Origin of the sequence: Embleya scabrispora DSM 41855, from assembly GCF_000372745.1 — a bacterium.
GTDB classification, from domain to species: domain Bacteria; phylum Actinomycetota; class Actinomycetes; order Streptomycetales; family Streptomycetaceae; genus Embleya; species Embleya scabrispora.
Window position 1 is genome coordinate 57,447 of record NZ_KB889574.1, and the last position, 12,612, is coordinate 70,058.

The window sequence follows — 12,612 nt, forward strand, 5'->3', positions numbered from 1 at the left end:
CTGGTCAGACGCGGCGGCGCTTGGGGGGGCGGCAGCCGTTGTGCGGCACGGGGGTGACGTCCTGAATGGAGCCAACCTCCAGGCCGGTGGCCTGCAGCGAACGAATGGCGGTCTCACGACCGGAACCCGGGCCCTTGACGAAAACGTCGACCTTGCGCATGCCGTGCTCCTGGGCACGGCGCGCGGCGGACTCGGCGGCCATCTGCGCGGCGAAGGGGGTCGACTTGCGCGAGCCCTTGAAGCCGACGTGGCCCGCGGAGGCCCACGAGATCACGTTGCCGCTGGGGTCCGTGATCGAAACGATGGTGTTGTTGAACGTGCTCTTGATGTGGGCGTGCCCGTGAGCGACGTTCTTCTTTTCCTTGCGGCGCACCTTCTTGGCGCCCGCGCGGCTCTTGGGAGGCATCTGCTGGAAACTCCTGAGGTCGTCGGTCCGCTACGAATTGAGGACCGCGTGATCCGTCGTACGCGGACTACTTCTTGCCCGGCTTCTTCTTGCCGGCGATCGCGCGACGCGGGCCCTTGCGGGTACGCGCGTTGGTGTGGGTGCGCTGACCGCGGACGGGAAGACCGCGACGGTGACGCAGACCTTCGTAGCAACCGATCTCGACCTTGCGGCGGATGTCGGCCTGAACTTCGCGGCGGAGGTCACCCTCGACGCGGTAGTTCGACTCGATCCAGTCGCGAAGCTTGATCAGGTCGTCCTCGGCGAGATCGCGGACGCGGGTGTCAGGGTTGACACCGGTGTTCTTCAGCGTGTCCAGCGCACGAGTGCGCCCGACGCCGAAGATGTAGGTCAGAGCGACCTCGACCCGCTTCTCACGGGGGAGGTCGACGCCGACGAGGCGTGCCATATGTGTGGCTCCTGGTTTAGTCGGAGGTCTGGCCCAGCACCGGTCCGGCACACCTTCTGGAGATGTCCTCGGTCCTCGGCCTCCGGCCGAGGGTGGCGTCCCGCACGAGGCGGGGGTCGGGTGCTGCGGCTCTTACGGGGTGCGTCGCGCGTCGATCGCTCGTTGTGCGAAGGGGGTGTTGCTCAGCCCTGGCGCTGCTTGTGGCGCAGGTTCTCGCAGATCACCATGACCCGGCCGTGACGGCGGATCACCTTGCACTTGTCGCAGATCTTCTTGACGCTCGGCTTGACCTTCATGATTTCTCCGGTACGTGTGACGAAGGCGTGCGGGCACGCCGCCGTCGCCGAGTCGGTTATCGGTTTGCGTCCAAGCCCCGCACACCACGCACGGCGTGGGCAGGGCTGGGGCTCGCCTACTTGTAGCGGTAGACGATCCGGCCGCGGGTCAGGTCGTACGGGCTCAGCTCGACGACGACCCGGTCGTCCGGAAGGATTCGGATGTAGTGCATCCGCATCTTCCCACTGATGTGCGCGAGGACCTTGTGCCCGTTCTGAAGCTCCACGCGAAACATGGCGTTGGGGAGCGACTCGATGACGGTGCCCTCGATTTCGATGGCCCCTTGCTTCTTGGGCATGTCCTCCGCGCTTCGTATCTCGGGGTCAGCTACCGTTACCCGGCGCACATGACGAAGCTCAAATTTTTGGCGCCCAGATGACGGGCGCGCCAAACCTGGCTACATGTGAGCCGACGAGTCAGTCTAAGGCACTCGGCCGATGAAAGCGAAACCGGGCCCGGAACCACCGGTTCCGTTCCCGCCGGGACCTTCGGGTCTACCTCACGAAGTAGACCAGCGCCCACACCAGCACGCCGAGTGACATCACGACCAACCAGACCTTGTTCAACGTCGCGTTGGAAACCCGCGGACGCCGCCCCTCCGCCGGACCGTAGGCACCGGGTCGTGGAGGCGCGTCGACGTATGGCTGGTACTCCCGCGGCGGCGTCGCACCCGCCGCGTCGTCCCGATCCTCGCGGCCCGGCAACTGCGCCGTGACCGCGTCGAGCTCCCCCACCGTACCCGCTCGGCGGACCGCATCCAGGCGCGCCCGGTATTCGGACAGCGCAAGCCGGCCCGACGCGAGGTGCTCGCGCAGCTCGGCGGTCACACGTTCGCGGTCCGCGGGGGTCGCGGGCGCGTTTCGATCACGGTCCATACCACGAGCGTAGGCCCTGTCGCGGCGCTCGGTCATCAGGGCGAGGGGCGCCCGTGCCGCCGCAGGCACATCTGGATCGAGCCCAACACCGCCGCGGCCGGACCGTAGACCCACACCGGCCAGAAGTACACGACTCCGGGGCCGGCCACCGCGACCAGCAGCCAGATCACCACGTTCAACGCGGTGATCGCGTTCAGCGCGGTCCACGCCGCCCGCAGGGCCCGCGCCCCGGCCACCCACCCGTCCCGATCCCGCGGCTCCCGCGGCGCCGGGCCCGCATCCCGGCGCACCCGGTCCCGCACCGGCGGCGGCGCCGGCCTGGGCGCCGGCCACATCGCGGGCGCCGCGAGCACCGGCGACTCCGGGGCGACCGGCCGCCCCAGGGCGGCCCGGGTGCGGGCCACCTCATAGGCCATCCGCGCGCGGATCACCTCGACGTCCGCCTCCAGGTGTTCGGGCGGCGGCAGATCGGAGATCAGCCGGGCCAACTCCCCCAGCGTGACCGCCCCGAAGGCGGCCCCCATACGTTCGTTGAACTCTGCGAGCGTCAACCGTCCGACCGCATGGTGGTCGCGCAGAAGCGTCACCGCCGCTTCACGGTCGACGTCGGATGCCCGCATGGTCGGATGCCTCACCATGGCTTCGACACTAGGCAGGCCCCGAGGCGTCGTACATGGTGCCAGCCCCACCATCGACGGGGGGCCTGGCATCAGGGACGGGTCAGTACCACGGGCCCGTTCTCGGTGATCGCGATCGAGTGTTCCCAGTGCGCCGCGTGGCCGCCCGCCGTGGTCTTGACCGTCCACTCGTCGGGCAGCGTGTAGGTGTCCGGCTTGCCGAGGGTGACCATCGGCTCGATCGCCAGGCACACGCCGACCTCCAGGCGCGGACCCCGGCCGCCGGGCCCGTAGTTGAGCACGTGCGGGTCCTGGTGCATCTCGGTGCCGATGCCGTGGCCTCCGTAGTCCTCGACGATGCCGTACTTGGCACCGCCCGGCAGCGGATTGGCCCGGATCGACTTCTCCACCGCGTGGCTGATGTCGGTCAGCCGACCACCGGCCACCGCGGCCTCGATGCCCGCCCACATCGACTGCTCGCACACCCGGCTCAGTTCGAGCACCTCGGGCCGCACCGTACCGATCGGCACGGTGACCGCCGAGTCGCCGTGCCAGCCGTCCAGGATCGCGCCGCAGTCGATCGAGATGATGTCCCCGTCCCGCAGCGGCGTCTCGTCCGGAATCCCGTGCACCACCACGTCGTTGACCGACGCGCAGATCGACGCCGGGAAGCCGTGATAGCCCTTGAACGAGGGAATCGCGCCCGCCGCGCGGATCGAGCGCTCGGCGATCGAATCCAGATCGGCCGTGGTCACTCCGGGCTTCGCCGCCTCACGCAGCAACTCCAGCGTGTTCGCCACGACGGCCCCGGCACGACGCATCTTCTCGATCTGCTCGGGCGTCTTGCGTTCGATTCGCATCTGCCGCTTCCTGAACACCGGCATGGCCGTCCTCGTCTGTATATCGCCGAAGCCTTCGCTCGGCCGAAGCCTTGTCCCGGCCGAATGGTCTCGGCTGAAAAACACGATGGGCGATCCGGGGTTTCCCCGGATCGCCCATGTGTGATGTCTGTCGCGGTCGACGCCCGATCAGGCGCCGAACTCCCGAAGCGCGGTCATCGCGCGCCCGGTGACCTCCTTGACCGGACCCGTCGCCTGGATGGGCAGCAGGAGGTGGCGCTCGGAGTAGTAGCCGACCAAGGGTTCGGTCTGCTCCTTGTACACGTCCAAGCGGTGCCGGACGGTCTCCTCGCGGTCGTCGTCGCGCTGGTACAACTCGCTGCCGCACTCGTCGCAGACGCCCGGCACCTTCGGCGGGTCGGTCAGGATGTGGCAGACGTGCCCATTGGCCCGGCACTGCCGGCGGCCGGAGATGCGCTGGATGATCTCCGAGTCGTCGACCTTGAGTTCGAGCACCACGTCGAGCTCGCTGTCGTTCTCGGCGAGGATCTCGTCGAGCACCTTGGCCTGGGCGGTATTGCGCGGGAACCCGTCGAGAAGGAAACCGGCGGCTACGTCCGGCTGCGCCAGGCGCTCCCGGACCATGCCTATGGTCACCTCGTCGGGTACGAGGTTGCCCGCGTCCATGTAGGTCTTCGCCTCGCGGCCGAGCGGGGTGCCCTGACTCACGTTGGCGCGGAAGATGTCACCGGTCGAGACGGCGGGAATCGACAGGTTGGCGGCGATGTACTGGGCCTGGGTTCCCTTACCCGCGCCGGGAGGCCCCACGAGAACGATACGCATTTAGCGGAGGAAGCCTTCGTAGTTGCGCTGCTGGAGCTGACTCTCGATCTGCTTCACGGTTTCCAGACCCACTCCCACGATGATCAGGATGCTCGTGCCGCCGAACGGGAAGTTCTGGTTGGCGTTGAAGAGCACGAGCGCGATGCTGGGTACCAGCGCGATCATGCCCAGGTACAACGATCCGGGCCACGTGATCCTGGTGAGGATGTAGTTCAGGTATTCCGCGGTCGGTCTGCCGGCGCGGATCCCCGGAATGAAGCCACCATACTTCTTCATGTTGTCGGCTACTTCTTCGGGGTTGAACGTGATGGCCACGTAGAAGAAGGCGAAGAAGACGATCAGCAAGAAGTACGTGATCATGTACAACGGGTGGTCGCCCTTGACGAAGTGGCGTTCGATCCACACCGCCCAGTCCGATTTCCCACCGCTGAACTGAGCGATGAGGGCCGGGATGTACAGCAGCGACGAGGCGAAGATGACGGGGATGATGCCCGCCTGGTTCACCTTGAGCGGGATGTAGGTCGAGGTCCCGCCGTAGGCGCGACGCCCGATCATGCGCTTGGCGTACTGCACCGGGATCCGGCGCTGCGCCTGTTCCACGAAGACCACCAGGCCGACCATCACGAGGCCGATGGCGATGACGGTGAAGAACGGCACCCAGCCGCCGCCGATGGTGCCCTGCTCCTTGATGGTCCACAGCGCGGCCGGGAAACCGGCGGCGACCGAGACGAACATCAGGATCGACATGCCGTTGCCGATGCCGCGGTCGGTGATCAGCTCACCGAGCCACATGATCGTCGAGGTGCCGGCGGTCATCACGGCGACCATGACGATCACCCGGAAGAGCGAGTCGTCCGGGACGATGCCCTGCGGGTCGCAGGTCGCGCTGCGAGCGCTGGAGAACAGCGCGCCGCTGCGGGCGGTGGCGATCAGCGCGGTCGACTGGAGGATCGACAGCGCGATGGTCAGGTACCGGGTGTACTGGGTGATCTTCGCGGTGCCGGACTGGCCCTCCTTCTTGAGGGCCTCCAGCCGCGGGATCACCACGGTCAGCAGCTGCAGGATGATGCTCGCCGTGATGTACGGCATGATCCCCAGCGCGAAGATCGTGAGTTGCAGCAGCGCGCCGCCGCTGAACATGTTCACGAGGCCGAACAGGCTGTTCCGGTTGGAGTCCTCCACGCAAGAGCGCACCATCTCGAACGAGACGCCCGGTACCGGGATATGCGACCCGATCCGGAAGAGGACGATGATCGCCAACGTGAACAGCAGCTTCTTGCGCAGGTCGGGCGTGCGGAACGCCCTGGCGAACGCGGTGAGCACACTGCCTCCTGCGCCCCGCCCGTCTTAGGGGCGAGTCGATCGAGTCGTCGGTCCGGATAGGACCACTGGTCAGGTCCCGTACAGGGAACCTCACGGACAATAACAGCGCCGACGGCCCGGAAGTATCGCCCCGGTCCGACGTTCCTGCGACATGACGCAACACACGGTGAAAACAGAGCAAGTCATGTGTGGGGGTGGAGCAATGAGCCGGCCCCCACGGCACAGCAAATCACAGGGGCGTCACCACCTTACCGGCGTGACGCCCCTGCGCTATAGCCTCCAACGACGTCAAGGCCCGTTCGGTACCGATCCGAACGGGCCATGACGGTCAAACCTTGTCCACGCCTACGGGTCAGACCGACAGTTCGTCGGCCGAACCGCCCGCGGCGGCGATCTTCGTCTTCGCCGAGCCGGAGAAGGCGTGCACCTTCACCTGAACGGCGACCGAGATCTCGCCGGTGCCCAGGACCTTGACGGGCAGGTTCTTGCGAACCGCGCCCTTCTCGATCAGACCCTCGACGGTGACCTCGCCACCGTCGGGGTACAGGGACTCGATCTTGTCCAGGTTCACGACCTGGAACTCGACCCGGAACGGGTTCTTGAAGCCCTTGAGCTTGGGCAGCCGCATGTGCAGCGGCATCTGCCCACCCTCGAAGCGGGCCGGCACCTGGTAACGAGCCTTGGTGCCCTTGGTGCCACGACCGGCGGTCTTACCCTTGGAGCCCTCGCCTCGACCCACGCGGGTCTTGGCGGTCTTGGCGCCCGGGGCGGGCCGCAGGTGGTGCACCTTCAGCGGGTTGTCAGCACCCATGTCAGTCGACCTCCTCGACGGTGACGAGGTGCGACACCGTCGCGATCATGCCGCGGATCTCCGGGCGGTCTTCCTTGACGACCACGTCGTGGACGCGCTTGAGACCGAGCGAACGGAGAGTGTCCCGCTGGTTCTGCCTGCCACCGATCTTGGATCGGGTCTGCGTGACCTTGAGACGTGCCATTACGCACCAACCCCCGCGCGGGCCCGCAGAAGCGCGGCCGGAGCCACGTCCTCCAGAGGCAGGCCACGACGAGCCGCGATCTCCTCGGGGCGAACGAGCCCCTGGAGCGCCGCGACGGTCGCGTGCACGATGTTGATCGGGTTCGACGAACCGAGCGACTTGCTCAGCACGTCGTGGATGCCGGCGCACTCGAGCACGGCGCGCACGGGGCCACCGGCAATGACACCGGTACCCGGCGAAGCCGGCTTCAGGAGCACGACGCCGGCAGCCTTCTCACCCTGGATCGGGTGCGGAATGGTGCCCTGGATACGGGGGACCTTGAAGAAGTGCTTCTTGGCCTCTTCAACACCCTTGGCGATCGCGGCCGGCACCTCCTTGGCCTTGCCGTAACCGACACCTACGGTGCCATCGCCATCGCCAACCACGACCAGCGCGGTGAAGCTGAAGCGACGACCACCCTTCACGACCTTGGCGACGCGATTGATCGCGACGACGCGCTCGACGTAAGCGGTCTTCTCGGCGGCTGCGCCACCATCACGTCGATCCCGCCGGTCCCGCCGCTCGCCGCCGCCGGCGCCGCCACCGCGGCGCTGGGGTCCAGCCATCAGAATGTCCTCATCTGTCGTTCGAAGCTTGTCCGGAGCAGCGGGCTCAGAAGGTGAGCCCGTTTCCGCGTGCGGCATCCGCGAGGGCGGCGATACGACCGTGGTACTTGTTACCACCGCGGTCGAACACGACAGCCTCTACACCGGCAGCCTTCGCGCGTTCGGCGACCAATTCGCCGACCTTGCGAGCCTGAGCGGTCTTGTCGCCCTCACCACCACGGATGGACGGGTCCATCGTGGAGGCCGAAGCGAGAGTGTGGCCGGCGATGTCGTCGATAACCTGCGCCACCATGTGACGGGTGGAGCGGCTCACGACGAGACGGGGCCGCAGCGGGGTGCCGGAAACCTTCTTCCGCACCCGAATGTGCCGGCGCTTGCGTGCGACAGACTTCTTCGCGACGCCCTTGCCGGTCTTCACGCCGACAGCCATGCCTACTTACCAGCCTTTCCGACCTTGCGGCGGATGACCTCGCCGGCGTACTTGACGCCCTTGGCCTTGTACGGGTCGGGCTTCCGCAGCTTGCGGATGTTCGCGGCGATTTCACCGACCTTCTGCTTGTCGATGCCTTCGACCGAGAAACGGGTCGGGGCCTCGACCACGAAGGTGATGCCCTCCGGGGCCTCGACGACGACGGGGTGGCTGAATCCGAGCGCGAACTCCAGCGAGGAGCCCTTCGCCTGGACTCGGTAACCGACACCGCTGATCTCGAGCTTCTTGATGTATCCCTGGGTCACACCAGTGATCATGTTCGCCACCAGCGTCCGGGACAGCCCGTGCAGGGCCTTCGAGCGACGCTCGTCGTCGGGACGGGTCACCGCGAGGGTGCCGTCATCCGACTTTGCGATCTCGATCGGGGCGGCGATGGTGTGCGACAGGGAACCCTTGGGGCCCTTCACGACAACCTCGCGGCCATTGATGGTGACGTCCACACCGGTGGGAACCGGGATGGGGAGACGTCCGATGCGCGACATTGCTCTCCTTCCCTTCCCTTACCAGACGAAGGCGAGGACTTCCCCGCCCACGCCCTTCTTGGCCGCCTGCTTGTCGGTGAGGAGACCGGTCGACGTCGAGATAATCGCGACGCCGAGGCCACCGAGCACCTTCGGCAGGTTCGTGGACTTTGCGTACACCCGCAGACCGGGCTTCGACACACGGCGGACGCCGGCGATCGAGCGCTCGCGGTTCGGGCCGTACTTGAGGACGACGGTGAGCTTCTTGCCCACCTCCGCGTCCTCGACGCGCCAGCCCTGGATGTAACCCTCCTGCTGGAGGATCTCCGCGATGTGCGACTTGATCTTGCTGAACGGCATCACGACGTCGTCGTGATATGCCGAGTTGGCGTTCCGCAGACGGGTCAACATGTCTGCGATGGGGTCGGTCATGGTCATGACGGCCTCAAGGCCTTTCTCGCCGTGGTTTCCCGGCGTGCGATCCCTCGCCCCGCCGCCCTCCCGAGAGAGGGCGGCGAGGCGACGACTGCGGTGCGGGACCTACGACGTCGTTACTGTTCTCGCCCGTCCCCGCGGGACGGGCGATGTTGCCGGGTCGCGTCGGCCGCCGAAACGGCCGCCGCGAACTACCAGCTGCTCTTGGTGACGCCCGGCAGCTCGCCGGCGTGCGCCATCGTGCGCAGGCACACGCGGCACAGGCCGAACTTGCGGTACACCGAGTGAGGGCGGCCACAGCGCTGGCAGCGCGTGTAGCCACGAACCTCGAACTTCGGCTTGCGGGCGGCCTTTGCGATCAGGGCCTTCTTCGCCACGTCTCAGTCTCCTTGTTGCGTTCCTCAGTCGGCGAGCCGACTGCTCACGCTTCCTTGAACGGGAAGCCGAGGAGACGCAGCAGAGCGCGGCCCTCGTCGTCGTTCTTGGCGCTGGTCACCACAGTGATGTCCATGCCGCGAACGCGGTCGATCTTGTCCTGGTCGATCTCGTGGAACATCGACTGCTCCGTGAGACCGAAGGTGTAGTTGCCACGACCGTCGAACTGCTTCGGCGAGAGGCCGCGGAAGTCGCGGATACGCGGCAGAGCGATCGACAGCAGACGGTCGAGGAACTCCCACATGCGGTCGCCGCGCAGTGTAACGTGCGCGCCGATCGGCTGACCCTCACGCAGCTTGAACTGCGCGATGGACTTGCGGGCCTTCGTGACCTGGGGCTTCTGGCCGGTGATGGCCATCAGGTCCTTGATCGCGCCGTCGATCAGCTTCGAGTCGCGGGCGGCGTCGCCCACACCCATGTTGACCACGATCTTGGTGACGCCCGGAACCTGCATGACGTTCTCGAACGAGAACTCCTCACGCAGCTTGCCGAGGATCTCCTCGCGGTAACGCTGCTTCAGACGCGGCAGTTCGCGCGCCTCAGTGGTGACCGTCATCAGATGTCCTCACCGGTCCGCTTGGCGTACCGGATCTTGTTGCCCTCGTCATCGAACCGGAAGCCGGTCCGCGTCGGGACCTTCTTACCGTCCTTCTCCACCACCAGCATCACGTTGCTGACGTGGATGGAGGCTTCCTGGGTGATGATGCCACCGGTCTTGGCACCCTTGGCGGACTGACCGACCTTGGTGTGCTTCTTGATCCGGTTGACGCCCTCGACCAGGACGCGCTCCTTCGGCGGGTAGGCCGCGATGACCTTGCCCTGCTTGCCCTTGTCCTTGCCGGTGATGACCTGTACCAGGTCACCCTTCTTGATCTTCATCGCCTTCGCCATTGGTTAGAGCACCTCCGGCGCGAGCGAGATGATCTTCATGAACTTCTTCTCACGAAGCTCACGGCCGACCGGGCCGAAAATACGGGTGCCTCGGGGTTCGCCATCGTTCTTCAGGACAACGGCGGCGTTTTCATCGAAGCGGATGTAGGAGCCGTCGACACGCCGGCGCTCCTTCACGGTCCGCACGATGACCGCCTTGATGACGTCGCCCTTCTTCACGTTGCCACCGGGGATCGCGTCCTTGACGGTGGCAACGATGACGTCCCCGATGCCCGCGTAGCGCCGGCCGGAGCCACCGAGCACACGGATGCAGAGAATCTCCTTCGCACCCGTGTTGTCGGCGACTCGCAGTCGCGACTCCTGCTGGATCACGTCTAACTCCTGATCGTCACGTCGCGGTCACGACCCACGGTTGGTGGGGCGACCGGCGCTCGCTACTTGGCCTTTTCGAGGATCTCGACGATGCGCCAACGCTTGCTGGCGGACAGCGGCCGAGTCTCCATGAGGACGACACGGTCACCGACGCCACAGGCGTTCTGCTCGTCGTGAGCCTTCAGCTTGTTCGTGCGGCGGATGACCTTGCCGTACATCGGGTGCTTCACGCGGTCCTCGACGGCGACAACGACGGTCTTGTCCATCTTGTCGCTGACGACGAGGCCCTCACGGGTCTTGCGGAAACCCCGGGCTGCTTCAGTCATCTCAGTCTTCTCGCTCACGCCGCGCCTCCGGTCTCCTGCACGTCGATGCCCAGCTCGCGCTCGCGCATCAGCGTGTAGATCCGGGCGATGTCCTTACGGACAGCCTTGAGCCGCCCGTGGTTTTCGAGCTGCCCGGTCGCCGCCTGGAAACGGAGGTTGAACAGCTCCTCCTTGGCTTCGCGGAGCTTGGCGACGATTTCCTCGTCACCGAGTTCGCGGAGCTCGGACGCCTTGGTAACGGCCGCCATCACGCCTCACCAGCCTCGCGCCGGACGATCCGGCACTTCATCGGCAGCTTGTGCACGGCGCGGGTAAGCGCCTCACGAGCCACCTTCTCGTTCGGGTACGACAGTTCGAACATCACCCGACCGGGCTTGACGTTCGCGACCCACCACTCGGGCGAGCCCTTACCGGAACCCATGCGGGTTTCGGCAGGCTTCTTGGTCAGCGGACGGTCGGGGTAGATGTTGATCCACACCTTGCCACCACGGCGAATGTGCCGGGTGATGGCAATACGAGCGGACTCGATCTGACGGTTGGTCACGTACGCCTGGCCGAGGGCCTGGATGCCGTACTCGCCGAACGCCAGTTCCGTACCGCCCTTGGCGCGGCCACCACGCTTGGGGTGGTGCTGCTTGCGGTGCTTGACCCTGCGGGGGATCAGCATCGGGGTCAGGCCTCCGATCCGGATTCGGGCGCCGAGTTCACAGCCTCGGCCGCCGGCGCGGAGCCGGTGTCCGAGGAACCGGTGGCCTGCGCGTCGTTCTGCTGCGGACGTCCGCTGCGGCCACCACGGCCGCCGCGCTCGCCGCCACGACCGCCGCCGCCACCCTCGCCACCACGACGGGGACGCTCGGGAGCGCCGCCGCGGGCGGGACGGTTGCTGGCACGAGCCGCGGCGTTCTCGGCACGGACCTCGGCGATGTTCTTGACGTCGCCCTTGTAGATCCACACCTTCACGCCGATGCGACCGAACGTCGTACGGGCCTCGAAGAAGCCGTAGTCGACGTTGGCGCGCAGCGTGTGCAGCGGCACGCGACCCTCACGGTAGAACTCCGAGCGGGACATTTCGGCCCCACCCAGACGCCCACCGCACTGGATTTTGATGCCCTTGGCCCCGGCCTTCATGGAGCTCTGCATCGCCTTGCGCATCGCACGGCGGAAGGACACGCGGCTCGAGAGCTGCTCGGCCACACCCTGCGCGACCAGCTGGGCGTCCACCTCGGGGTTCTTCACCTCGAGGATGTTCAGCTGGACCTGCTTGCCGGTGAGCTTCTCCAGCTCACCGCGGATGCGGTCTGCCTCCGCACCACGACGGCCGATGACGATGCCCGGCCGGGCGGTGTGGATGTCGACGCGGACGCGCTCACGGGTGCGCTCGATCTCTACCTTCGAGATCCCGGCGCGCTCCATGCCCTTCGTCATCATCTGACGAATCTTGACGTCCTCGCCGACGTAGTCCTTGTACAGCTTGTCGGCGTACCACCGGGACTTGAAGTCCGTGGTGATGCCGAGACGGAACCCGTGCGGGTTAACCTTCTGGCCCACTAGCGGGTCCTCTCCTTCTCGGCGACAACCACGGTGATGTGGCTGGTGCGCTTGCGGATGCGGTACGCCCGGCCCTGTGCCCGCGGACGGAAACGCTTGAGGGTCGGACCCTCGTCCACGTAGGCGGCGGACACGTACAGGATGTTCGTGTCCAGGTTGTGGTTGTGACCGGCGTTGGCAATGGCGCTGTCCAGCACCTTGCCGACCGGCTCACTCGCGGCCTGCGGAGCGAATCGCAGGACCGCCTGGGCCTCCGCGGCGTTCATGCCACGGATGAGGTCCACCACACGGCGGGCCTTCATGGGCGTGACGCGGATGTACCGCGCCTGAGCCCTGGCTTCCATCGACGTCCCCTTGCTCATCTCGA

24 protein-coding genes are annotated in these 12,612 nt (G+C 66.5%); all 24 read right to left on the reverse strand.

The genetic code is table 11. The annotated features are described in order from the left end of the window. Nucleotides 1-4: 4 nt before the first annotated feature. The 24 genes from rpsK to rplV all read right to left on the reverse strand — a co-directional run bounded on the left by rpsK (nucleotide 5) and on the right by rplV (nucleotide 12,589). Nucleotides 5-406 (reverse strand): 30S ribosomal protein S11, encoded by a 402-nt coding sequence (rpsK, locus tag A3IC_RS0106295; protein WP_020549211.1) that lies wholly within the window; start codon nucleotides 404-406, stop codon nucleotides 5-7. Between the two features lie 67 nt (nucleotides 407-473). Beyond that, nucleotides 474-854 carry a 30S ribosomal protein S13 gene (gene rpsM, locus A3IC_RS0106300; RefSeq protein ID WP_020549212.1) on the reverse strand — a complete coding sequence of 127 codons (381 nt, stop codon included), beginning with the start codon at nucleotides 852-854 and terminating at the stop codon, nucleotides 474-476. A gap of 182 nt (nucleotides 855-1,036) precedes the next feature. Further along, nucleotides 1,037-1,150, reverse strand: a complete 114-nt coding sequence (rpmJ, locus tag A3IC_RS0106305) for a 50S ribosomal protein L36 (RefSeq protein WP_009740505.1) — start codon at nucleotides 1,148-1,150, stop codon at nucleotides 1,037-1,039. A 116-nt stretch (nucleotides 1,151-1,266) separates the two neighbouring features. Beyond that, nucleotides 1,267-1,488 carry a translation initiation factor IF-1 gene (infA, locus tag A3IC_RS0106310; protein WP_018382544.1) on the reverse strand — a complete coding sequence of 74 codons (222 nt, stop codon included), beginning with the start codon at nucleotides 1,486-1,488 and terminating at the stop codon, nucleotides 1,267-1,269. Between the two features lie 196 nt (nucleotides 1,489-1,684). After that, on the reverse strand, nucleotides 1,685-2,065 hold the full coding sequence (locus A3IC_RS0106315) for a DUF1707 SHOCT-like domain-containing protein (RefSeq protein WP_158695831.1): 381 nt from the start codon (nucleotides 2,063-2,065) through the stop codon (nucleotides 1,685-1,687). A gap of 35 nt (nucleotides 2,066-2,100) precedes the next feature. Next, nucleotides 2,101-2,703 carry a DUF1707 SHOCT-like domain-containing protein gene (locus tag A3IC_RS61890; protein WP_158695832.1) on the reverse strand — a complete coding sequence of 201 codons (603 nt, stop codon included), beginning with the start codon at nucleotides 2,701-2,703 and terminating at the stop codon, nucleotides 2,101-2,103. A gap of 71 nt (nucleotides 2,704-2,774) precedes the next feature. Next, nucleotides 2,775-3,542, reverse strand: coding sequence for a type I methionyl aminopeptidase (gene map / locus A3IC_RS0106325; protein WP_205354265.1), 768 nt, complete (start codon nucleotides 3,540-3,542; stop codon nucleotides 2,775-2,777). Between the two features lie 168 nt (nucleotides 3,543-3,710). Next, complete coding sequence (locus A3IC_RS0106330) at nucleotides 3,711-4,364, reverse strand: adenylate kinase (protein ID WP_020549216.1); 654 nt, start codon at nucleotides 4,362-4,364, stop codon at nucleotides 3,711-3,713. After that, nucleotides 4,365-5,687: a preprotein translocase subunit SecY gene (gene secY / locus A3IC_RS0106335; RefSeq protein ID WP_020549217.1), complete on the reverse strand. Its 1,323-nt coding sequence runs from the start codon at nucleotides 5,685-5,687 to the stop codon at nucleotides 4,365-4,367. A gap of 352 nt (nucleotides 5,688-6,039) precedes the next feature. Further along, a complete protein-coding gene (gene rplO / locus A3IC_RS0106340; RefSeq protein ID WP_020549218.1) occupies nucleotides 6,040-6,498 on the reverse strand; it encodes a 50S ribosomal protein L15 in 459 nt (152 codons plus the stop codon). A 1-nt stretch (nucleotide 6,499) separates the two neighbouring features. After that, nucleotides 6,500-6,682 carry a 50S ribosomal protein L30 gene (gene rpmD / locus A3IC_RS0106345; protein ID WP_020549219.1) on the reverse strand — a complete coding sequence of 61 codons (183 nt, stop codon included), beginning with the start codon at nucleotides 6,680-6,682 and terminating at the stop codon, nucleotides 6,500-6,502. Then, the gene (gene rpsE, locus A3IC_RS0106350; protein WP_020549220.1) at nucleotides 6,682-7,287 is read right to left on the reverse strand and encodes a 30S ribosomal protein S5; all 606 of its coding nucleotides are present in this window, start codon (nucleotides 7,285-7,287) and stop codon (nucleotides 6,682-6,684) included. The genes rpmD and rpsE overlap by 1 nt, the downstream gene beginning before the upstream one ends. A gap of 46 nt (nucleotides 7,288-7,333) precedes the next feature. After that, a complete protein-coding gene (rplR, locus tag A3IC_RS0106355; RefSeq protein WP_020549221.1) occupies nucleotides 7,334-7,717 on the reverse strand; it encodes a 50S ribosomal protein L18 in 384 nt (127 codons plus the stop codon). A gap of 2 nt (nucleotides 7,718-7,719) precedes the next feature. After that, the gene (gene rplF, locus A3IC_RS0106360) at nucleotides 7,720-8,259 is read right to left on the reverse strand and encodes a 50S ribosomal protein L6 (RefSeq protein ID WP_020549222.1); all 540 of its coding nucleotides are present in this window, start codon (nucleotides 8,257-8,259) and stop codon (nucleotides 7,720-7,722) included. 18 nt (nucleotides 8,260-8,277) lie between these two features. Further along, nucleotides 8,278-8,676, reverse strand: a complete 399-nt coding sequence (gene rpsH / locus A3IC_RS0106365; RefSeq protein ID WP_020549223.1) for a 30S ribosomal protein S8 — start codon at nucleotides 8,674-8,676, stop codon at nucleotides 8,278-8,280. A gap of 188 nt (nucleotides 8,677-8,864) precedes the next feature. Next, complete coding sequence (locus A3IC_RS0106370) at nucleotides 8,865-9,050, reverse strand: type Z 30S ribosomal protein S14 (RefSeq protein WP_020549224.1); 186 nt, start codon at nucleotides 9,048-9,050, stop codon at nucleotides 8,865-8,867. Between the two features lie 44 nt (nucleotides 9,051-9,094). Then, nucleotides 9,095-9,664, reverse strand: coding sequence for a 50S ribosomal protein L5 (rplE, locus tag A3IC_RS0106375; RefSeq protein ID WP_020549225.1), 570 nt, complete (start codon nucleotides 9,662-9,664; stop codon nucleotides 9,095-9,097). Beyond that, entirely contained in the window at nucleotides 9,664-9,987 is a 324-nt protein-coding gene (rplX, locus tag A3IC_RS0106380) for a 50S ribosomal protein L24 (RefSeq protein WP_026217943.1), read from the reverse strand. Before rplX ends, rplE begins: the two co-directional genes overlap by 1 nt. Nucleotides 9,988-10,002: 15 nt before the next feature. Then, nucleotides 10,003-10,371 carry a 50S ribosomal protein L14 gene (rplN, locus tag A3IC_RS0106385; RefSeq protein WP_020549227.1) on the reverse strand — a complete coding sequence of 123 codons (369 nt, stop codon included), beginning with the start codon at nucleotides 10,369-10,371 and terminating at the stop codon, nucleotides 10,003-10,005. A 62-nt stretch (nucleotides 10,372-10,433) separates the two neighbouring features. Then, on the reverse strand, nucleotides 10,434-10,715 hold the full coding sequence (rpsQ, locus tag A3IC_RS0106390; protein WP_020549228.1) for a 30S ribosomal protein S17: 282 nt from the start codon (nucleotides 10,713-10,715) through the stop codon (nucleotides 10,434-10,436). Continuing rightward, nucleotides 10,712-10,945, reverse strand: coding sequence for a 50S ribosomal protein L29 (gene rpmC / locus A3IC_RS0106395; protein WP_020549229.1), 234 nt, complete (start codon nucleotides 10,943-10,945; stop codon nucleotides 10,712-10,714). The genes rpsQ and rpmC overlap by 4 nt, the downstream gene beginning before the upstream one ends. Next, nucleotides 10,945-11,364: a 50S ribosomal protein L16 gene (gene rplP, locus A3IC_RS0106400; RefSeq protein WP_020549230.1), complete on the reverse strand. Its 420-nt coding sequence runs from the start codon at nucleotides 11,362-11,364 to the stop codon at nucleotides 10,945-10,947. The genes rpmC and rplP overlap by 1 nt, the downstream gene beginning before the upstream one ends. 5 nt (nucleotides 11,365-11,369) lie before the next feature. Further along, nucleotides 11,370-12,245, reverse strand: a complete 876-nt coding sequence (gene rpsC / locus A3IC_RS0106405; RefSeq protein WP_020549231.1) for a 30S ribosomal protein S3 — start codon at nucleotides 12,243-12,245, stop codon at nucleotides 11,370-11,372. Then, nucleotides 12,245-12,589, reverse strand: coding sequence for a 50S ribosomal protein L22 (gene rplV, locus A3IC_RS0106410; RefSeq protein ID WP_026217944.1), 345 nt, complete (start codon nucleotides 12,587-12,589; stop codon nucleotides 12,245-12,247). Before rplV ends, rpsC begins: the two co-directional genes overlap by 1 nt. Between the last annotated feature and the right edge of the window lie 23 nt (nucleotides 12,590-12,612).